This window comes from Weizmannia acidilactici (assembly GCF_008974225.1).
In the GTDB taxonomy this organism is placed as follows: domain Bacteria; phylum Bacillota; class Bacilli; order Bacillales; family Bacillaceae_C; genus Weizmannia; species Weizmannia acidilactici.
Genome location: NZ_BKZR01000051.1, coordinates 1 through 21,258, shown reverse-complemented (window position 1 = coordinate 21,258; position 21,258 = coordinate 1). Strand labels below are relative to the sequence as shown.

Sequence of the window (21,258 nt, the reverse complement as noted above, 5' to 3'; positions counted from 1 at the left end):
TCCTAACAAATATTGTGTGGAATGCGGCGAAAAAATCGAGGAGCAATCCGAATGCTACGGCAATACTAGCTGCAACTGCCGGCATGTTAAAAGCCATGAATAAAAAATAAGGGCGCTTTAAACCTGGCTCCCGCAAAAATTACAGAAAACCTGAAAAAAGCTGCCCGATTGCTTTTATTTTACTGCTATTTTCGTTTTTGGCATCACATGCATATTCCGTGCTGTTACATGGACCTGTACTGTATAAGTGCCGGCCCTTTTTATTTGCATTTTTGCGGTATAGATGCCGTTTTTCCCATTGTGCGCTTTCAGCATTTGGCTGTTTTTTTCCTCCCCGTCCCGCCAAATTTCAAACATCACTTCATCGGCATCGTTTACTTTTTCTTTTCCTTGTGTCACAACCGCTTTTAACGGAATGCTTGCATCGGCTTCCACTTGTTTAGGCACAACTAACCTCACTTGTACTGGTTTGACCGTTGCGGTTTCCTGCTGTTTTCCACACGCGGCAAGGGCAATTGCCAATGCCACTGCCAATAACGCCGTACGCCAGCCTCTCCCCATCTTTTCCATCCCCTCTTTTTTCTATTTGCAAGTTTCATAAAAAAATACATGTTATAATGATCTTAACCAAAAACGCTTACATTCGTAAAGGACCATTTGAGGGGGAATTCGATTGAAAAGAAGTTTTGCCGTTTGCCTTTTGCTTGCGCTGTTGCTTCCGACATTGGTTTCGTGTGCGTCAAAAGGGGATCCGGTCGATAATTTCCGATTTGCAAACCAGGACGGGAAAAAATTTGGCTTGAATGATTTAAAAGGAAAAGTGTGGGTAGCCGACTTTATTTTCACGAGTTGCAAAACCGTTTGCCCGCCGATGACAATGCATATGAGTGAACTGCAGGATGCGATAAAAAAAGCGGGTTATAAAGATGTGGAACTTGTCTCATTCAGCGTTGATCCAGAAGTGGATACACCTGAAAAGCTGAAACAATTTGGCAAAAATTTTAACAGTGATTTTTCGATATGGAATTTCCTTACCGGCTACTCTCAGAAAAAAATTGAGCAATTTGCGATGAAAAACTTTAAAAATCCGGTCGCCAAATCGGACGGGAACGACCAGATTGTCCACGGCACCCGCTTTTACCTGGTCAACAAAAACGGCGAGCTCGCGAAAGATTACGACGGGAATGAGGACTTTGATGCACAGGAGATTTTAAAAGATATAAAGGGGCTGCGGTGACTCGCCCCTTTTTATTTTTTAATCCTTGGCAAGTTTTTATTTCGTATATTGAAATATCGAGAAAACTCCTGAAATCAGGAGAATCATTTCGCAATAAGGCAAAGTAAACGGATTTATCGGCAAGCAAAAGCGTATAAGTTCATATGTTCACATAACCGTTCTTTTTCTTATTAAAATGGCTGCGCTATAATAAAAATTGTTGCAGTTTGTAAAAAATATGGGAAACCAGTCTCGCCTATTTGACTTATCATCAGATGACCGGGTAACTATCAATCTAACAACATCGAGGTAATGGGAATGAAAAAAGGGTATTTGTACATTATTTTGTCAGCTGTGTTGTTCAGCACGATGGAAATCGCCATTAAATTGGTTGCCGGTACATTCAATCCGGTCCAATTGAACTTGTTGCGCTTTTTTATTGGTGCTGTTATCTTATCGCCTTTAGCGGTTCAGCATATGAAGAAAAACAACTTTAAACTCACAAAAGAAAACTTCATGTTTTTTGTTGTTACAGGTTTTCTCTGCGTTGTCATCAGCATGACGTTTTACCAATTGGCGATTGTTTATACAAAAGCGTCAACCGTTGCAATATTATTCAGCTGCAATCCGCTTTTTGTCATTCCACTCGCGCATTTCCTTTTAAAAGAACAGCTTACAAAACGGACTTTGGCGGCATTGGCAATCAGCCTGGCAGGTATCTTATGTATTGTTAATCCATTGGAGCTTCAGAGCCCGTTTGGCATCACATATGCGCTTCTTTCGGCTGTAACTTTTGCCCTCTACAGCGTTGTCGGAAGAAAAGGCAGCCAGCAGTTTAATTGTGACGGAGTCATTTTAACCTGCCTGAGCTTTTTCACTGGAAGCATTGAAACGCTTGTGTTGGTTTTGGTTTCTAAAATCGGCTCTGTTGCCGGCTGGCTCAGAAGTTTCGGCCTTGACGTATTTGCGAATGTGCCGGTATTCCACGATATTACGTGGAGCACGCTACCGATCCTGATTTATATCGGCATTTTTGTAACAGGGCTTGGATTTGCATTTTATTTCCTTGCCATGGACGAAACGAGCGCATCCATAGCATCGATGGTGTTCTTTATTAAACCTGCACTGGCACCGATTCTTGCCTTGATTTTCTTAAAAGAACCCATTACACCGGCTATTGCCGCAGGAATCATCCTGATTGTTGCCGGTTCGTTGCTGACCTTGTTCCCTGCCGCATGCAAACAGCCGGAGCTCAGTATCAGCCGGGCGAAAAGCAGGTAAGAATGATCAAAGTGAAGCCAGAAATTTTCCAGTCGAAATAAAGGGTGGTTGAAAAAAGCAGTGAGCTGTCAACAATCTAAGCTCGCTGCTTTTTTTAAATAAGTGCATTTCATCTCTGTTATATCCTGAATAAAATAAATGGAACGATTGCTGCCAAAAATACCGGGGACGGTATGAAATTTTAAGTAAAAAACTTGATATTTGATGGTTGTGATACGAAAATGATGACCTAGTCAACAACAAGAATGATTTATAAAAACGAACAACGCATAACAAACTTTTGTCAAAAATGATACCCGCGAATATTGGAAATGGAAGCAGCCGCACATTTATATTATCAGAGATAATCACGATGAAAGCGAATTTTTCATATGTTATAAAAGAAAAGAATGGGCCCCCATCTTTTTCAAGGGACCCATTCCTTTATCAGCATCATGCTGTGACAACAGAGCCATGCAGCAATGATTTGTACAACGCTTCAATTTCTTCCACGCTTGTATCCCGCGGGTTTCCGCCCGTGCAAACATCTGCGAATGCGTCTTTTGTAATGTTCGGGATATCTTCTTTCTTGACGCCGAGTTCATCGAGCGACTGCGGGATGCCGATGTCTTTTCCAAGCCAAGCAACGGCTTCGACTGCCGCTTCCTTTGCTTCCTCAAGGCTCATCGATTCTACGCCTTTTACACCGAGGGCTTTGGCAATGTCTCTGTATTTTTCACCGGTATATGCCGCGTTGTATTTTAAAATCGTCGGCAGTAAAGTGGCACAGGCAACTCCGTGCGGCGCATTGTACCAGGCACTGAGCGGGTGCGCCATGCCGTGGACGAGGCCGAGCCCGACATTCGAGAAGCCCATGCCGGCAATATATTGGGCGAGCGCCATGTCTTCGCGGGCTTTTTTATCCCCTGTAACCGACGCGCGCAGCGAACGGCCGATGATTTCGATCGCTTTAATGTGCATCATATCTGTCAGTTCCCATGCGCCTTTTGTAATATAGCCTTCGATCGCATGCGTCAAGGCGTCCATGCCGGTTGATGCGCACAAGCCTTTTGGCATCGACATCATCATATCGCTGTCCACAAACGCCACAACCGGAATATCGTGCGCATCAACGCAGACGAATTTGCGGTGGTTATTTTCATCTGTGATGACGTAGTTAATCGTAACTTCCGCGGCGGTGCCGGAAGTGGTCGGGACGGCCAAGATCGGCGCCGAAGGATTTTTCGTGCCCGGATCGCCTTCAAGGCTCAACACATCGGCATGTTCCAGGTTTGTGATAATGATGTCGATTCCTTTTGAAGTATCGATCGGAGAACCGCCGCCGATTGCGATGATATAATCCGCTCCCGCTTTTTTGTATGCTTCCACGCCTGCTTTTACAACCGCAATAGTCGGATTCGGCACCGTTCGGTCGAAAATTTCGTAGGTAAGCCCGTTTTCATCGAGCAGATAGGTAATTTTTTTCACGACCCCGAATTTGACGAGATCTGCATCGGTGACAATCAGCGCTTTTTTGTACCCTCTTTTTTTTCACTTCTTCCGGAATATGCCCGATTGCCCCCGCACCGTGGTAAGATGTTTCGTTTAAGATGATTCTGTTTGCCATTTTCTTTTTCCTCCTCGTGAATGAATTCACATGTATTTGGGTAGAGAATGGCACGGAGCAGTTCGTGCCATTCTATTTCATATTACACTTCGAGAAAACCTGCCCTTGGCGCGACGCCAAACGCATCTGCCAAGTCTTTCAACTGCCGGTCGGTAATCGTTTGTTTCACACCGCCCTGCGCCTGTACATAAGTGTAAACCTGTGCCGCTTTCTCGGCCGTTTCAATCAGTCCGAATGTTTCATCCATGTCGCGGCCGGCTCCGTAAATGCCGTGATGCGGCCAGATGACGAGACGGCAGTCGTGCATTTTGGCTGCAGTGGCTTCGCCGATTTCGTTTGTGCCCGGAACAATCCAAGGAATAATCCCGACCCCTTCAGGGAAAACGACGAGACATTCCGTGCACATTTGCCAAAGCGTACGTGTAAAAGCTTTTTCATCGAGCGGATGCGTGAATGTCATCGCCAAAAGGTGCGTCGCATGTGTGTGGATGACAATCCTTTGTTCCGGATCCACTGCAAGCCTTGCAATATGGGTCATAAAGTGCGCCGGCAGCTCGCTTGTCGGCACCCCGCCTCCTTCCAGCCCCCAAAGCAACTCGACATTTTTCCCGTCCTGCGCCACCCGGATCACCCCGAGGTTCACTGCAGGAGCATCGATCACATTTTTAAAATATTTGCCCGACCCGGTTACAATAAAGTATTTCCCTGCAAGCGCACTTGCGTCAAACTTCACCGGGATCGTCCGGATGACAGCGTTTAAGTCGAGATACGGCGCAACTTCTTCTTCTTTTAAAAGATAGCTGATATTTCCGCCGTTCCGTTCATCCCAGCCAAGCCGGTACAGATTGGCGGTCGTTTTCATCATTTCTTGTACAAAACCTGATGATAAAATATCCAATTGTAATGCCATTTTCATACACCTGATTTCATTTTGATTTTTCATAATTTTATTGCCTGATAAAGTTTATTTTGCTGCCATCATGCTATTAACAGCCTTTTTGTATTTCAGAACAATTGTTTTCCGGTCAATAACCTTTGGGCGATACATTTTAAGATCAATTGATTCTCTAACAAGCGCCCTAGCTTCTTTTAAATCTTTTAATCGCCCAGTGGCAATCATCTGCATGAGAAGATTTCCGACAGCGGTGGCTTCGCCCGGCCCTGCATAAACGTTTCTCCCGCTTAAATCGGCAGTCAACTGGTTCAGCCACTCATTGTTAGAACCGCCTCCAACAATATGCAGCCTGTCAATCTTATTTCCGGTAATTTGTTCAAGCTCGTCAAGCGCGATTGAATACAGAATCGCAAGGTTATTATAAATACAATTGGCAAGTTCACCTGCGGATTCCGGAACTACCTGGTTTGTTTCCCTGCAGTATTGTTGGATTTCTTCGACCATATTTTCCGGGTTTAAAAAACGCTCATCATTAAAATTGACAACTTGCTTAAATCCACTAACTTTTTTTGCTTCTTCCACAAACTCAGGGAATGTATAATTTTTCGGCAAAATTCTCCTTACTTCCTGAATGAGCCACATGCCCATAATATTCTTTAAGAAGCGGATCGTTTTAAAAGCGCCCCATTCATTCGTATAATTTTCTTCGAGTGCCTGCCGGCTGACAACCGGGATATCCGTTTCTATCCCAAGCAGCGACCACGTTCCGCTGCTTAGATACGCCCAGTTCTCCCCTTCGCCAGGCGTGCCGACTACAGCTGAAGCGGTATCATGAGTTGCAACTGTTACAATCTCGGCATCCGGTAAATCAAATTCAGGAAACCAGTCTTTTTTTAGCAGACCAAGAATGGTCCCAGGTTCAGTTAATTTTGCAAACTGTGATTTTTTTACACCGATCAAACCTAACAGTTCTTCATCAAAATCATGTTTGTGGATATTCAATAACTGGGTTGTTGAACCGTTTGTTTCTTCCGTTACCGCAACCCCTGTTAAACAATAACCTAAGTAGTCAGGAATCAATAAAATTTTGTCCGTTTCATCCAAAAGTTTTTTGTCTTCTTCGTATAATTGGTAAATCGTATTAAACGGTTGAAATTGTATGCCGGTTTTTTCATAAATGGTTTTTTTCGGAATGAATTTTTCCATTTTTTGAATCGTTTGTTTCGTCCGCGCATCACGATAGGAAACCGCTTCACGTAACCGCTTTCCATTGCTGCCGACTAAAACATAATCTACTGCCCAAGTATCTATCCCTACTGTACAATGTTCATATCCCATTGATTTGGCTTTTTGCAACCCTAATAATATTTGGTTTAGCAGATGGTCTACATCCCAAAAGCTTGTGCCGTTTTGATTTGTAAATCCATTTGCAAAACGGCTGATTTCTTGCATTTCTAATTTTCCATTATTGATTTCTCCCAAAATGAGCCGGCCGCTTGATGCCCCGATATCGACTGCGATGTAACTCACCGAGTCCACCTTCCTTTTATCCAATGAAATCCCTTCCTTATTCAACATCATATTAACTCTTAATCTACCAGAAATCAATATAAAACAAATAATTAAATTTGATATTTTTTTGTTTTTTGTTGGATTATTTTTCTTTAGTATTGGGATGATTTTTGCTAAAATTACTTATACAAATTTATCGTATCTTCAAACGGTTTGAATGGAGTAGTGGATATGTTAGCTTTTGAACGCAGGGATAAGATTCTTAATACACTTTATAGAGAAAAAAAAGTTTATGTTGCCAACTTGGCAAAAGAGTTTCAAGTGACAGAGGAAACAATCAGGCGTGACCTTGAGAAACTGGAGAAAGAGGGAATTGTAAGCAGGACATATGGAGGAGCCGTGTTGAATCTCCACACCAATGAAGATTTGCCATACCAGACAAGATTTACCGCCAATATAGAAGCAAAACAAAACATCGCCGGCAAATTGCATCCGCTTATTTCAGACGGGAATACGGTTGTTGCTGACGCCAGTTCCACCGTGCTGGAAGGGTTAAAAGAACTGAACCATTCAAAGGAAGGGCTGGTTGTCTTAACGAATTCGGCCATTGCTTTAAGCGAACTTTCCCAGTCAAATATTAATTTAATCTCCACAGGCGGAACTTTACGAAAGAGGTCCAATTCCCTTGTCGGGTCCCTCGCCGAAAATGCAGTACGTCATTATAATGTTGATGTTGCTCTATTCAGCTGCAAAGGGATTTCCATGACCCACGGCATTACCGATTCAAATGAAGCAGAAAGCAACGTAAAAAAGCAAATGCTCCAGCAGGCAAGCAAAGTCATCCTGCTGGCGGACCACACCAAATTTGACAAAATTGCTTTTGTAAATTTTGTTGATGTTTCTGCTGTTGATTTTGTGGTAACAGACGAGAAACCAAGCAATGAGTGGCTCCGTTATTTCAAAGAGCAGCAGGTGGATATTATTTTTTAGCATCGCTCTATTTTCTGCTATATCATGAAAATCAATTCCTTTATGGCAAATTTGACGAAAACAAAGAGCTTAAAACAGGGAGCAAAATCCAGACATTTGGGGCTTTACTCCTGTTTCTTCACACCACAATCGTAATCAACCGGTCATTGACATCAACGCTTTTTTTATCGGTTTCCAGCACATCCAAATAAATATCCGAGTTGGTAATGACGATCGGTGAAGTTAAATCGTATCCGGCTTCCCGGATTTTGTTAATCTCAAATTCAATTAAAAGTTCACCTTTTTCAACTGTCTGGCCTTTTTTCACATGGACATGGTAATACTTGCCTTCGAGTTGGACGGTATCAATTCCGATATGGATCAGGATTTCGGCGCCGCCTTTTGATGTAATGCCGATCGCATGGCCGCTTGGGAAAACCGTTGTAACAGTTCCGCTGATCGGGGCGTACAGCTTACCGACTGAAGGTTTAATGCAAAGCCCTTTGCCGAGCATCCCCGACGCAAATGCAGGGTCACTGACTTGTTCGAGCGGGATCGTTTCCCCTTTTAACGGGCTTGCGATGACTTCCCTTTCCTCGTACGGAGCGGGTTTTTCTTCCGGATTCCCCAGCTGGATTCCTTCAATAATGGCCGGTTCTTCCAACTTTTCTTCCGATGCGTCTTTATAACCAAAAAAATAAGTTAAGATCATAGCCAGAATAAAAGCGGCCAAAGTTCCGATCAAAAATCCCGAAAACCCTTTTCCATAAAACGCAGGTAATGTCGCAAGGCCCGGTAGCATGCTCGTATTTGCGGCGCTGCCTGCAACACCGGTAATTGCCCCGCCGATTGCGCCTGCAGCTGCCCCAATAACAAACGGTTTTTTAAAGCGCAGCGTAACCCCGAAGACGGCAGGCTCTGTAATGCCAAAAAAACCTGAAAGCGCTGCTGGTCCGGCAATTGCTTTCACCTCGGCCTTTTCCGTTTTCAAAAACACACCCAAAGCTGCGCCCGCCTGTGCCAATACGGCCGGTGCAATAAGCGCAGTCAATGTATCCCGGTGAAAAACAGCAATATTATTTAATGAAACCGGCACAAATTCCCAGTGCACGCCGAAAATGGCAAACATCTGCCAAAATGCGCCGATCATTGCGCCTGCCAATAATGCGCTCCCGTGATAGATATAGAGGTACCCTTCCGTCAAAGCTTTGCCGATCCCATTGCCAATCGTGCCAAATAAAAGCAGAACGGAAGGAACCATGACCATCAACAATAGCAGCGGCACCATAAAATTTTTTACTGATGCCGGGATATGACGGTTTAAAAATTTTTCTAATACACTCATGCTCCATACCGAAAGCAGGATCGGAACAACACTTGTGGAGTAATTCACAAATACGACCGGGATATGAAGAAAAGTGAAGTCATTCCCTGCCTGAACTGCCCCTGTAATGGAAGGATACAGCATTGCCCCGGCCAACGAGACCGCCACGAACGGATTGGCATCAAATTTTCGCGCGCTTGTAATCGCTATCAAAATAGGTAAAAAGTAAAACAAACTGTCTGAAGCCGCATACCAAATCACATAGGTACCGCTTGATTGTGAAATCCAGTGTAAAGAAACGCAAATCAGCAAAATCCCTTTTAAAATCCCTGCGCCTGCCAATACGCCCAAAAACGGTACAAAAATGGAAGTGGCCGTATCAATGATCCTATTCCATAAGTTCCCTTCCGAACGGCTGATTTGGATTAATTTTAAAATTTTTTTGTACACCCCGTCAACATTGCCGCCAATCACGATTTGGAAGCGTCCGCCGCCCGATGCCACCTCGATCACATCGTCCAGTTCTTCAATTGCGTCCTTTTTTGCCTTAGCGGGATCATTTAACTTAAATCTCAGCCTTGTCGCACAGTGGACAACAGCCTGGATATTCTCTTCACCGCCGACCAATTGCACCAGTTCCTTTGCCAATTGCTCATAAACCATCCTTCTCACCCTTTCCCAATATTTGTCCTCTTATTTTTATTATAAGCCCCCGGTAAACAAATTGTATGCCCTTTCACGACAAGTTTGTGAAAAATTGAACATTATTTTGGAAGGATGACTAAGTTTGTGATTTTTTTCACAACTTCAATAACAAATATAACATCCATAATCGTCTTGCTCGCAACCATTACATGAAAAAAGGTCTTTTTGCACACTTTCGGGACTTTTTTTCACACAAAAAAAGCAGCAGGCATTGCCGTAATGGCATCCCGCCGCTTTTCTATCACTTTATCAATCTCTCATTAAATCGGGTCGTTTGATCCTTCCATTTCCAGCATGCCGTTATAGCGTTTGAACCTCACCACAAAAACAAGAAGCGAAAGGAATACAAAGCTTGCAAAATAAATGGAAAGCATGTAGAAATTATACCACATATAGCTGAAATCACCGCTTGAAATGACTGCTTTAAACATTTGCAACGAATAGGTCATCGGCACCGCATAATGGACTGCCCGGAGCGCTTTTGGAATCAACTCAAGCGGGAAGGTTCCGGCACTTGACGTTAATTGTAAAATCAGGATAATGACCGCAATGTACCGGCCCGGATTAGCAAAAGCAGCGACCAGAAAATGGATGATCGCCATAAAGGTCAAACTTGTCGCGATCGTCGCGGCAATAAACAGCGGTACACTTTGCACATGTACCTTTATCAGTTCCAGAATAATGAAATCGGCCAAAAGCGACTGCAGGACGCCGACCAATACCATTACGCCGAATTTTCCAAGGAACCATGTCACACCGTTTTTTGGAAGGATAGCCGGATCTTTCACATTGTAAATAATGGTCAATAATAATCCGCCGACGAACAAACCGAGCGAAAGGAAATATGGCGCTAGGCCAGTCCCGTAGTTTGGCACTTTCGTATAGGCATGCTGGTTTAGATTGACCGGACTGCTCATCATATTGTAAGTTGCATCAGTCGGGTGGAGTTTTCCTGTCTGATCGGCTGCATCCCCCAATTTGCTGCTGAGTTTGTCGGCCCCATTATTTAATTGATCCGTACCGGAGGCCAGGTTAGCCGCACCGTCTTTCAATTGTTTGCTTCCGCTTGCCAAATTGCCGGAACCATTCAGGAGTTGGGAAGTTCCTTTCACCAGGACACTCGATCCGTCCGCCAGCGATTTCGTACCATTGGCAAGTGCATTTGATCCGCTCACCAGTTTCCCAGTACCGTCAGCAAGCGCGTCCGATCCGGCCGCCAATTGCTGTGTACCGTTGACGAGCTGCCCGGAACCGCTGTCAAGCTTTCCGAGGCCCGATGCAAGCTCGGCTGCACCGGATTGGATACTGCCCGCACCGGATGCTGCTTCTTGCAGCTTTTCGTTAAATGTTGTTTCGTTTTTCACATATTCATTTTCCCCGCTTGCCAGCTTCTCTGCGCCGGAGTTCAGCGTTTCTACCCCTTTTGAAAGCTGGCTGATGCCGGTTTGCAGCTGCTTTTGTCCGCTTGCAATGCTGGAAAGCCCGTTGTTTAATGGATTAAATTTTGGTGCAATAGCCGCTGCGATCTGGCTCTCGAGGCTTGAGGCAGACTGCTGCTGTCCGGAACTTATGACAGAAGCAATATTTTTACTGATTTCATCCTGCACGGTTTTCTTATCCGGAATATTGCTCTTCACTTGGGAAGCTACCTGAAGATATACATTTTCCGGCAAAACCTGTTTCAGTTGGCTCAGCAATTGCTGTGCCTGCTGTTGTTGCTCAGTGACTATTTGTTCAGCAAGATTCTCGCTGAGTTGTGTTTCCAGCGTGCCCAAACTGCTGTTCATTTGGCTTGTTACCGCAGAAGATATTTGCCCCGGCAGCGCCGTTTGCAGCTGGGCAAATCCCTGCTGTACTTTTTCTGTTACGCTGATGATAGCTGGCAAATTTTGATTTGCTACATTTATGCCTTCTTTGAGTTCTGAACTCCCGCTTGCAACCTGGTCCGCACCTGACTGCAGCTGCTTGGAAGCCGACAATAATTGTCCGCTTGCCGAAGACAATTGATTTAAACCCGATGCCAAGCTTTTTGATCCGGACGCAAGCCGATCCGCGCCTGATTTTGCATCCGAAAGCCCGTTCGAAAATGTAACCGAGCTGGCCGCGAGTTTAGCCAGGTTGTTTTTCATGGCAACCGCCCCACTGTTGGCCTGGCTTACGCCTTCGTTTAAGTCAAGAGCGCCGTCATATAATTTTAAAGCCCCCTGATTTAAATCGGAAGCGCCGCTGTGCACCCGGCCGATCCCTTTATTGAGGGCAATGGCGCCGTTAAACAGCGATTGCGTCCCTTTTCTTAAAATGACCGCGCCATCTTCCAGCTTCCCGCTTCCTTCTGAAAGATTTTTTGCCCCTTTGCTTGCAGTTTTGTATCCGTTTGCCATATCTTTTATTTTGCTGAATACTTCTTCGGCATACGTTTTGGTGACTTGTTCCGCCACGCTGGACTTAATTTTATTCATCGCTGATTCTTCAATTTTAGAAGAAGTATAATTCATGGCCTGGTTTTGAACATAATTTAACTGCAATTTTTTCGGATTTTGATCAAGCAGGGTTGTTGCATTTTTTGAGAAATCCCCTGGAATCTCAATAATCATATAATATTTATTGTTTTTCATTTCTTTTTCAGCCGTTGCTTTGCTGACAAAATGGAAATCAAGGCTGTCTTTCTTCTTAAGATGATCAACCAGCTTATCCCCAAGGGCCAAATGTTCTCCGTTCATTGTTGCCCCTTTGTCTTCATTGACAACGGCAACTGGCAATTTTTCGAGGCTTCCATAAGGATCCCAAAAAGACCAAATAAACATGCCCGCGTACAAAATCGGCACAAGTATAATGGCAGCCGTTTCAATTAACCTTTTTGGCGAATGCAAAATCTTGCGTATTTCCGCGAACCATAAACCGTCCATCTGAAAACCTCCTTTAGAACTTTTGTTTGCCTGGAGTGTCAGTTTTGCAGCCCTTTTAACAAATACAGCTCAAACACTTCCGCAATTTCTTCTTTCGTCAAAGATTCGTGGTGCTTTTCCCAATCGAAAATAATGGCGACATAAAGTTTGAACATCACGAAAGCGGTTAGTTCTGGGTTGCACGGTTTGATTTTTCCGGCTCCTATTGCACGTTCTAGAAGTTCCTTAATATAAGCGATAATTTTTTCCTCAATCTTTTCAATCATTTCATTGACCGCCGGCGTGCCCATTTCTTTTTGTTCTTCAAACAGCTTGAGCGTCAGCTGGTGTGATCTCCGGAACTCAAGGATGCTGAACAGGGCGGAATGGAGATTGGCATAAAATGAAGCCTGTTGATCCATCGCTTCTTCCGCGACCTGCTGCATTTCATCAATTAAACGCGAGATAATCTCATTAAACAGTTCCTCTTTGTTCCGAAAAAAGTTGTAAATCGTGCCTTTTCCTACATTTGCCATTTTTGCAATGAGATCCATCGTAGTTGCTTTGTAGCCGTATTGTGAAAAAGCTTTCGTTGAGGCATTTAAAATTTGCATTCTGCGGTCCACTTCCAACATTTCCACCTCCTTAAAACCATATGACTATTATAGTTTTTTGGTCAACTTTAATAACAAAAGTTACTTTACCATATTTCGGCTGTTATATCAAGAATGTTTAACCCGATAAAACGGAATATACACGGCCGAAAAAATAAAAGCGGCGGGTTCTTGCCGAGACAGCATCCCACCACTTTAAAAGCTTGCTGATCGATATACAAAAGGGCATTCGATAATAAAGAACTTTAAAATTCTTCTTGGTACTGGAAATACCGAAGCATCTCTACCACTGCAGACCTGCCTTGCGATATGCAGTCAGGCAGGCCGATTCCATGAAAGGAACTTCCAGCAAACGAAATGCCCGGGAGTTCTTTTTTTGCCTGTTTTAAAATCTTTTCTATCCTGTCTTTATGGCCAACAGTATATTGCGGCATGGCGTATTTCCAGCGGGAAACGATGGTAAACTCGGGTTCTGCCGCAATTTCCATAATTTTGCCCAAGTCTTCCAAGACGATTTTTTGAATCCGGTCATCCGCCAGATCCACAACCGCAGCTTCCGCCGTGCGCCCGATATAGCAGCGCAGCAGAGCTTTCCCATGTGGTGCGGCGTGCGGCCATTTTTTATGCGTCCAGGTGCAGGCGGTAATGGTATAGTCGCTGTTTCTCGCCACAACAAATCCTGTCCCGTCAATGTCTTTTTTCACCGCAGCTTCCGGAAACGACATGGACACCGTGGCAACCGAAGTGGACGGCACCGTTTGCAGCGGTCCAAAAAAAGGATACTTTGAAAAAATATGGGGCAAGGCAAAATGCGGCAACCCCGATATAATATAATCCGCCGAAATACGGCTGCCGTTTGTCAGCTCAATCGTATAACCGCCTTCATTTATATTCTTTTCGACCGTATCCACCGTGACGCCTTTCATCACGGTATCAGCGCCGATTTTTTCCTCGAGGGCTTCCACCAATGTCTCAAGGCCGTTCTTGAAGGTAAAAAAAGCTCCTTTCTTTTGAGTCGGCCTCGAATCAGCCGCAAACCCAGAAGTTTCTTTTTTCATGCCAAGGATAAGGCTGCGATGTTTCCGTACAGCTTCGAAAAACTGCGGCTGCGTCGAGAGTACGCTCAGTTCATCGACATCTCCTGCGTAAACCCCGAACAATAGCGGCTCAACGAGATTTTCAAGCACTTCTTCCCCGAGCCGGTAACGTACAAAATCGCCGATCGACTGGTCATTATCCATTTTTCTGCGCGGCAGGACAAAATCGGCAAGCGCCCTGATTTTGCCGGTAACCGAAAACAGCCCCGACGCAAAAAAAGGCGTGAGCTTCGTCGGGATGCCCATTACCGAGCCTTTTGGAACCGGATGCAATTGCTGGTTTAAAATAATATAAGATTTACCTGTCGCATTGGAAACCAGTTCAGACTCCAGCCCGAGATCCTGCACAAGCCGGAGGGCGCTTTTTTTTCTCGCTAAAAAAGAATCAGGACCCCGTTCGACGATATACCCGTCCCTGCGGATTGTCTGGATTTTTCCGCCAAGCCGGCGCCCCTTTTCCAGCAAAATCACGTCAAGTGGCAGATTTTGGTGTTGTATCAAATACTGCAAATAATATGCAGCCGTTAAGCCGGTAATTCCTCCGCCAAGAACGGCTATTTTTTTTCTGTTCTCGGCCATCATCAGCACCTTCTTTGGCAATAATGTCGAATCATGTATGGTAAACCGCCGCCAGGCAGCCGTCATGATGACGGGCGGATCGCACTAAAATTTCCGGGCTGGATGCATCCATTTCTCAGCCTGTTTCAGCACAACATCAGCCAATGCATCGATAAATGCCGGGTTGTCGTTCGGCATTTCCGGACGATAATAGGCTGTACCGACCGCCTTGCAAACGGTTTTGCACTCATAATCATTATCGTATAAAACTTCCAGATGTTCGGCAACAAATCCGACCGGGGCATAAACGAAAGCTTTATAATGATGCTTTTCGAAAAGATCCCTTGTTAGATCCTGCACATCCGGACCGAGCCATGGATCCGGCGTATTGCCGGCGCTCTGCCAGCCGATGGCATAATGTTGGATGCCGGCCGCCTCCGCAATCAGTTCCGCTGTTTTTTGGATCTGGTACGGATACGGGTCGCCGTACTGTAAAATTTTTTCAGGAAGACTGTGCGCCGATACAATTAAGCATGACGCTTCCCGCTCTTCTTCACTCATTGTAGCATAAGTTTTCTTTAATTGGTCTGCCCAAAATTGAATAAATTTCGGCTCATCATACCAGCTTTCAATCGAATGGATAGCCGGTCCGCCTAATTTTTCGGCCGTTTCTTTCGCTCTTGTATTATACGACTTGACGCTGAATACGGAATAATGCGGCGCAAGCACGATGGAAACGGATTCTTCAATACCGTCTTCGTGCATTTTGGCAACTGTATCCTCAATAAAAGGTTCGATATGTTTTAACCCGATATACACTTTAAATTCTAATTGGTCCTGCAATCCGTTCAGCCTCGCCTCAAGCGCATAAGCCTGCTTTTCTGTCGTTTTTGCAAGCGGAGACAGCCCCCCGATCGCTTTATATCTGTACTTTAAGTCTTCGAGCATCTCATCCGTCGGCCTTCTGCCATGCCGGATATGGGTATAGTACCGTTCGATATCGTCTTCTTTATATGGCGTACCGTACGCCATAACGAGCAATCCGATTTTTTTCTTTGTCATGATTATTCCTCCAGTTTCTTTCTTTCGCTGTACTCATGAATAAATGCGGTTAATCTTTTTAATGTTTCCGGACGGACATCCGGAAAAACACCGTGCCCGAGATTAAAAATATAGCCGGGATGCTTCATCCCTTCATCCAGAATGGCCGCCGCTTTCTGTTCAATGACTTCCCACGGGGCCAAGAGCACTGCTGGATCCAAATTTCCCTGGATGGCTTTCGTCACGCCGAGCGCGCGCGCCTGTCCGATCGACATCCGCCAGTCAAGCCCAACGACATCAAGCGGCAGACTGTTCCATTCAAGCGCCAAATGGCTCGCCCCGACGCCGAACATAATCAAAGGAGCGTTTTCTTCACGCAGTTCGGAAAAAATCCGCTCCATCACTGGTTTTATATAGAAGCGGTAATCTTCCGCGTTTAAGGTACCGACCCATGAATCAAAAATCTGGATCGCGCTTGCCCCCGCTTTAATTTGCGCTTTTACGTAAACTATGATCATGTCGGCAAGTTTTTCCATCAGTGCAAACCATGCTTTCGGCTCGGTATACATAAATGCTTTTGTCTTTCTGTAGTCTTTCGACGGGCCGCCTTCAATCATATAGCTTGACAAAGTAAATGGCGCGCCGGAAAACCCGATCAGCGGAACTGTCAATTGTTCCTCCGTTAAAAGCTTAATCGTCTTTAAAACATATGGAATATCTTCTTCCGGTTGGAGCTCCCCCAATTTTTCAACATCCTTTAAAGAAGAAATCGGGTTATGTATGACAGGCCCTTTTCCTGCCAGAATTTCTACATCAACACCAAGGGCAGGGAGCGGGGTCATGATATCTTTATAAAGAATTGCGGCATCCACATCGTAGTTTTCCACCGGGAGCCTCGTCACATATGCGCATATTTCCGGCTGGTGCGTGATATCAAAGAGAGAATATTTTTCTTTTAATTTTCGGTACTCCGGCTGCGACCTTCCCGCCTGCCGCATATACCAGACCGGAACGTGGCCGGTTTTTTCACCTCTTGCTGCTTTTAATAGCGAATCGTTTTTGATCTTTTTATTCAAATGCATATCCTCCTCATGCCACACAGTCACTATTCATTTTAAAATAATTCTTTTCAAATAAAAACTATTTTAACTAAAAATGCATGGAACCATTTTTTACTATAATCTTTTTGGCAAAAAATGTGTAGGAAGCCTTTCCAACTTTCATAAAATTGCCGAATTCTGTCCGATTTTGCAGATTCAGAACTTTATCATATGTTTCATTGAATGGCCGCAGTGAATAGTATAAACTAAGAGTAGAGAGGGGTGATCGATATGAATATTTATATCACAACGGGCACCTATGATTATTTATTAAAGATAAAAGAAAAATACCCAAATGAGAAAATGGTACTCATGCAAAACCCTGAACATGCCCTGTTAGTGCACGAAACGGAAGGAAAAACAGTTTTCACCACACCGAGACATTATAAACTGGCTGCCACTGCCGGAGATTTAGGAGACGGAATATTCTTTATTTTTACCCATCTCCCTATTCCTGATGAAGGGAAACCAGTATACGAATTCAACTTCAAAAAAAACACCCCGGTTATCGAACACAAGCCCGGTTTCGCGGCATTCCGGCTTCTCCGCCCTGTGAAAGGGGACACTTATATTGCGGTTACAGGGTGGAAAGATGAAGATTCTTTTGGAAGATGGAAACGCTCTATTGATTATTTGCTTGTCCACAGCCTCGATCTCACCGACATCGGCACAAACAAAAGCACATACAATGCCCCGGCATTTACTAAAGAGTATGTTGTGCCACAGGATAAAGAAGCATCATGATCAACAAACCCCGGCTTGCCCGAACCGGCAGCCGGGATTTGTTGATCATAAAAACTTTATCTTTTATTTTATCGATTCCGTACTGTGATCATACCCTATAGAAAAAGTGTAGTTTTTCACAAGGGAAAAACTACACTCTAAACGCTTAATTCTGAATTTGCTTCCGTAACAATGAAAGCTATCCGACCTGAATTCCCTTTTCAAAGGAAGATTTAATGTGCTGTTTGATCAACTTGTCTTTCTGGCAGAATCCGATTTTCATATTTACGGACTTCTTCGAGCCAATCTTCTCCGACAGGAACATTGTTTTTCAAGCAGAAATAGTCCCAAACTGCCCCAAATGGGAATGATTTTAGTTCTTCTGTTAACGCTAAACGTTTTGTAAAGTCAAATTCAAGCTCCGCTTTTTTCAATTCATCAATCGGTGCCAGCATTCCTATCATAATTGCTTTTAGCGTATTTCTTGCTCCGATTACCCATGCGGCAATCCTGTTTATCGTTGCGTCAAAGAAATCCAGGCCAATGTTTACTTTATCCAGCAAATTTTCCCGAACAAGCGTACGAGTAATCCGTATTAGTTCATCGTTCATGATCACAACATGGTCGCTATCCCATCTAACCGGCCTGCTGACGTGAAGCATCAATCCTTTTCCAAACAGCAGATAGGCGCTAAATTTATCAGACACATCTTCTGTTGGATGGAAATGGCCTGCATCTATTGTCCAGAGCAAATCATGCGTCAATGCATAAAGCATATAAAATTCATGGGAACCAACCGTATACGATTCAACTCCTGTTCCGAACAACTTCCCTTCTACAGCTTCTATCGTATATTTCTGGTCAATTTTTTCACTTAATATTTCATCCAAAGCTTCTTTTAAGCGTTCTCTTGGCGCCATCTTATCAATCGGATTGTCCTTCATCCCATCAGGAATCCAGATATTGTTAACACATTGCTGTCCAAGCTCTTTTCCAAAGTACTCCGAAATTTTACGACTGCGCTTGCAATGTTCAATCCAAAAATCACGGACCGTTTTATCCGGGCTGCTTAATGTAAAACCACTTTCGGACATTGGATGCGAAAAGAGAGTAGGGTTAAAATCGAGCCCAAGCCCGTGCTCTTTTGCCCATTGGACCCAGGATGAAAAATGGCGTGGTTCAATAGTATCGAGATCTACTTTTTCATCTGTATCTGTATAAATCGCATGTAGGTTTACCTTATGCTTACCAGGTATCAGGCTGAGTGCTTCATCCAAGTCTGCCCTTAACTCTGTTGGATTCGTGGCCTTGCCCGGATAGTTACCGCTTACAGAAATTCCTCCAGTTAACGCTTGACCAGGATGCATAAATCCGGCTACATCATCTCCTTGCCAGCAATGAAGGGATATTTTTATGTTTTGAAGATCCTGCAATACTTTGTCGGTATCAACACCGACAGCTGCATACCGTTCTTTTGCCAATTTGTAATGTTTTGTTACAAAGCTTTCTTTTAACATTATGATCATCCTCACTTTATATTAAAATTAAACAAATTCTCTTAATCTAAATGAAAGACTTCCTTTAACTCCTTGGTGACCGGGCTGTTGTCCGGATTTGTCTCCATTAATGGATCCATATATGCCCACCATTTTTTGCAGGCTTCCGTTTCTCCCATTTTGCCGTAAAGTTCCGGATCTTCTACTTCCACATATGCAAATAGTTCACCGTTATCTTCATTGAGAAAGATAGAATAATTGGAAGCACCATGCGCCTTTAACGCTTCTTTCATTTCCGGCCAAAGCTGGTCATGGCGTTTTTTATATTCGTCATAATATTCTTTTTTGAGATACATAATTGAACCTAATCTAACCATTCAATTCAGCCTCCAATTTTGTATCAAATTTACATCTATTACAAATCAAAGGATTTTCCGTAGCGTTCTTCAGTAATTTGTTGTAAAGTTTTTCCTCTTGTATTTGGTGTCCAAATCACACCAATCAACAGTGAAACTATTAAAAGGATGATCATTACCGTACCGGCAACTTTAAATCCTAAAGAGTTCAAAATCGTTGGGAAAATAATCGACCAAATGCCAGCGCTTCCACGTACGATAAAGAACATGACACCTTGCGCCCCGCCGCGGTATTTTGTCGGAAACAATTCTGTTGCCCAAAGCGCGTAGAAAGCTTGTGCACCAATTCCGGCGGAAATTCCCCAAGTGGCTACAAAGGCCCAAAGTGCTACCCAGTTCATACCTGCAAATGTTAAAATGATCCAGGACAATGCCGCTAATGCCGCACCCGCAAAATATAAGGCTCTTTAATTAACTCTATCACCAAGCGGAACGAAAAGGAAATATGTGGCTAAAGCGGTTAATACCCACAATACAGCTTGAAGCAAGTTTGCCTGCGTATTGGTTAGTCCCTTGACTGTCGAATAAACGTAAGGCATAAAGAATCCCATTGCGCCTGCTACCAAATTCCAAAACATATATACACCAACTAAAAACAGAACTGCTTTGACATTGATGGCATTCGAAAACAATTCTCTGTATGGATGACGTTTTTTAGCTCCTTTTGCAGTGGCTTCTTGCTCCATCTTGCGCTGTTGTTCCCAAAGAGCCGATTCATTTAATTTACGTTGGAGATTCCAAGCGATAAAGGCAACTACAAAGAGTGATCCAAAGATAATCCTATTACCCATTAAACTAAGCGGGGATAAGAGTACACCTAAAGTGAAAATAATGGCAGGCCCGCACGACCAGGCAAACTGCGAAACACCAATATGTTTTGCGCGGTTCGTAGAATCTGATATCTCAGAAATATACGTCCAAGATGCCGGTACCCCGACACCTACCGCAATACCGGTAATTAAAAAGCCGGCCAAAAGCATCGGAAAATTAATGGAAAACATTATTATTAAAACACCTAGCATATAGACGAGCAAATTATACGTGTATATAAACTTGCGCCCATATTTATCTGCCAAACGCCCGCCGAATAGCGCCCCGATTGCAGAACCAAATGCATTGGCGCTGACAGCCCCCAGTATACCGACAGCTAAACTGCTTAAGTTCAGATCTTTCGCCCACAACGTTAATCCGCTTGCGCCAGCAACAATACTGCCCGAGTCAAGATAATTTGTTAAAGAAACAGCTATTGTTGCTTTCCAATTCCTGGAAGATGGTTCACTGATGTCTACCGTATTTTTGTTTGCACTTTCCAAGACGATTACCTCCTTTATCATTATTTAAAGCTATTGGTAAGCGATTACATTTATTATTAAACACTTTACGCAAATATGGTACAATGTCATTGAACCAGATGATTGTAACAAATATACAGGAGACGAGCTTATGCCAGAAACAGAGTTAAATAAAATATCGGAGTATTTATTTGAATTGACCCCAATCGAAAAACTTCAAAAATTGAACGCAACCCATATTCAGGATATTCCGTCATATTCAACCATTCAAAAAGGTGAGAAGGTAAAATTTTTGGATCAGTATTTTTTTGCTAACAAAGATATTTATATTAGCAAGCATAACCGCTTTGCAGATTACCCTTCCCACTCCCATGGCTTTTTTGAAATGAATTACATGTTTTCCGGTTCGTGTATCCAAATTATTAACGGGAATGAAGAAACACTAAATAAAGGTGATTTATTGCTGATGGATGTAGGTACAACCCATGAAATAAAAGCACTGGGCGAAAAAGATATTTTAATTAATAT

General features: G+C 43.7%; 18 protein-coding genes and 1 pseudogene. 6 read left to right on the top strand and 13 right to left on the bottom strand.

All coding sequences use genetic code 11. From position 1 onward, the window contains the following. A partial coding sequence (yhfH, locus tag GBH70_RS14640; RefSeq protein WP_151681719.1) for a protein YhfH occupies positions 1 to 103 on the top strand: 103 nt, incomplete at its 5' end. A 71-nt stretch (positions 104 to 174) separates the two neighbouring features. Here the strand turns inward: yhfH and GBH70_RS14635 are convergent. Further along, complete coding sequence (locus GBH70_RS14635) at positions 175 to 561, bottom strand: FixH family protein (RefSeq protein WP_151681718.1); 387 nt, start codon at positions 559 to 561, stop codon at positions 175 to 177. Positions 562 to 673: 112 nt separating this feature from the next. On the opposite strand from GBH70_RS14635, the gene GBH70_RS14630 reads away from it, so the two are divergent. Both GBH70_RS14630 and GBH70_RS14625 read left to right on the top strand, forming a co-directional pair. Continuing rightward, positions 674 to 1,237, top strand: coding sequence for an SCO family protein (locus GBH70_RS14630; RefSeq protein WP_151681717.1), 564 nt, complete (start codon positions 674 to 676; stop codon positions 1,235 to 1,237). 291 nt (positions 1,238 to 1,528) lie between these two features. Next, complete coding sequence (locus GBH70_RS14625; protein ID WP_151681716.1) at positions 1,529 to 2,497, top strand: DMT family transporter; 969 nt, start codon at positions 1,529 to 1,531, stop codon at positions 2,495 to 2,497. 432 nt (positions 2,498 to 2,929) lie between these two features. Here GBH70_RS14625 and fucO read toward each other — a convergent pair whose 3' ends face one another. The 3 genes from fucO to rhaB all read right to left on the bottom strand — a co-directional run bounded on the left by fucO (position 2,930) and on the right by rhaB (position 6,528). After that, positions 2,930 to 4,000, bottom strand: a complete 1,071-nt coding sequence (gene fucO, locus GBH70_RS14620) for a lactaldehyde reductase (RefSeq protein ID WP_302466630.1) — start codon at positions 3,998 to 4,000, stop codon at positions 2,930 to 2,932. A 185-nt stretch (positions 4,001 to 4,185) separates the two neighbouring features. Next, positions 4,186 to 5,013 carry a rhamnulose-1-phosphate aldolase gene (rhaD, locus tag GBH70_RS14615; protein ID WP_151681715.1) on the bottom strand — a complete coding sequence of 276 codons (828 nt, stop codon included), beginning with the start codon at positions 5,011 to 5,013 and terminating at the stop codon, positions 4,186 to 4,188. Positions 5,014 to 5,067: 54 nt separating this feature from the next. Continuing rightward, positions 5,068 to 6,528, bottom strand: coding sequence for a rhamnulokinase (gene rhaB, locus GBH70_RS14610; RefSeq protein ID WP_151681714.1), 1,461 nt, complete (start codon positions 6,526 to 6,528; stop codon positions 5,068 to 5,070). A gap of 213 nt (positions 6,529 to 6,741) precedes the next feature. Between rhaB and GBH70_RS14605 the strand changes: the two genes are divergently transcribed. Next, positions 6,742 to 7,500 (top strand): DeoR/GlpR family DNA-binding transcription regulator, encoded by a 759-nt coding sequence (locus GBH70_RS14605; protein ID WP_151681713.1) that lies wholly within the window; start codon positions 6,742 to 6,744, stop codon positions 7,498 to 7,500. Between the two features lie 118 nt (positions 7,501 to 7,618). On the opposite strand, the gene GBH70_RS14600 is transcribed toward GBH70_RS14605, so the two are convergent. From GBH70_RS14600 to hemE, 6 genes are all read right to left on the bottom strand, one after another. Beyond that, positions 7,619 to 9,466 (bottom strand): beta-glucoside-specific PTS transporter subunit IIABC, encoded by a 1,848-nt coding sequence (locus GBH70_RS14600; protein ID WP_151681712.1) that lies wholly within the window; start codon positions 9,464 to 9,466, stop codon positions 7,619 to 7,621. A gap of 302 nt (positions 9,467 to 9,768) precedes the next feature. Continuing rightward, positions 9,769 to 12,414 (bottom strand): YhgE/Pip domain-containing protein, encoded by a 2,646-nt coding sequence (locus GBH70_RS14595; RefSeq protein ID WP_151681711.1) that lies wholly within the window; start codon positions 12,412 to 12,414, stop codon positions 9,769 to 9,771. 38 nt (positions 12,415 to 12,452) lie between these two features. Further along, positions 12,453 to 13,025 carry a TetR/AcrR family transcriptional regulator gene (locus GBH70_RS14590; RefSeq protein WP_151681720.1) on the bottom strand — a complete coding sequence of 191 codons (573 nt, stop codon included), beginning with the start codon at positions 13,023 to 13,025 and terminating at the stop codon, positions 12,453 to 12,455. Between the two features lie 227 nt (positions 13,026 to 13,252). Continuing rightward, complete coding sequence (hemY, locus tag GBH70_RS14585; protein WP_151681710.1) at positions 13,253 to 14,683, bottom strand: protoporphyrinogen oxidase; 1,431 nt, start codon at positions 14,681 to 14,683, stop codon at positions 13,253 to 13,255. A gap of 84 nt (positions 14,684 to 14,767) precedes the next feature. Next, a complete protein-coding gene (hemH, locus tag GBH70_RS14580) occupies positions 14,768 to 15,724 on the bottom strand; it encodes a ferrochelatase (RefSeq protein WP_151681709.1) in 957 nt (318 codons plus the stop codon). A 2-nt stretch (positions 15,725 to 15,726) separates the two neighbouring features. Beyond that, positions 15,727 to 16,779 carry a uroporphyrinogen decarboxylase gene (gene hemE / locus GBH70_RS14575; protein ID WP_253693964.1) on the bottom strand — a complete coding sequence of 351 codons (1,053 nt, stop codon included), beginning with the start codon at positions 16,777 to 16,779 and terminating at the stop codon, positions 15,727 to 15,729. A 255-nt stretch (positions 16,780 to 17,034) separates the two neighbouring features. Here hemE and GBH70_RS14570 point away from each other — a divergent pair, with 255 nt between their 5' ends. Next, entirely contained in the window at positions 17,035 to 17,547 is a 513-nt protein-coding gene (locus GBH70_RS14570; protein ID WP_151681707.1) for an antibiotic biosynthesis monooxygenase family protein, read from the top strand. Positions 17,548 to 17,759: 212 nt separating this feature from the next. Here GBH70_RS14570 and GBH70_RS14565 read toward each other — a convergent pair whose 3' ends face one another. The 3 genes and pseudogenes from GBH70_RS14565 to GBH70_RS14555 all read right to left on the bottom strand — a co-directional run bounded on the left by GBH70_RS14565 (position 17,760) and on the right by GBH70_RS14555 (position 20,721). After that, on the bottom strand, positions 17,760 to 19,043 hold the full coding sequence (locus GBH70_RS14565) for an L-rhamnose isomerase (protein WP_151681706.1): 1,284 nt from the start codon (positions 19,041 to 19,043) through the stop codon (positions 17,760 to 17,762). A 41-nt stretch (positions 19,044 to 19,084) separates the two neighbouring features. After that, positions 19,085 to 19,399, bottom strand: coding sequence for an L-rhamnose mutarotase (gene rhaM / locus GBH70_RS14560; protein WP_151681705.1), 315 nt, complete (start codon positions 19,397 to 19,399; stop codon positions 19,085 to 19,087). Positions 19,400 to 19,437: 38 nt separating this feature from the next. Beyond that, positions 19,438 to 20,721, bottom strand: a pseudogene (locus GBH70_RS14555) (MFS transporter). Between the two features lie 160 nt (positions 20,722 to 20,881). Between GBH70_RS14555 and GBH70_RS14550 the strand changes: the two are divergent. Then, positions 20,882 to 21,258: AraC family ligand binding domain-containing protein (locus tag GBH70_RS14550; RefSeq protein WP_172968320.1), on the top strand; the 377-nt coding region annotated here is incomplete at its 3' end.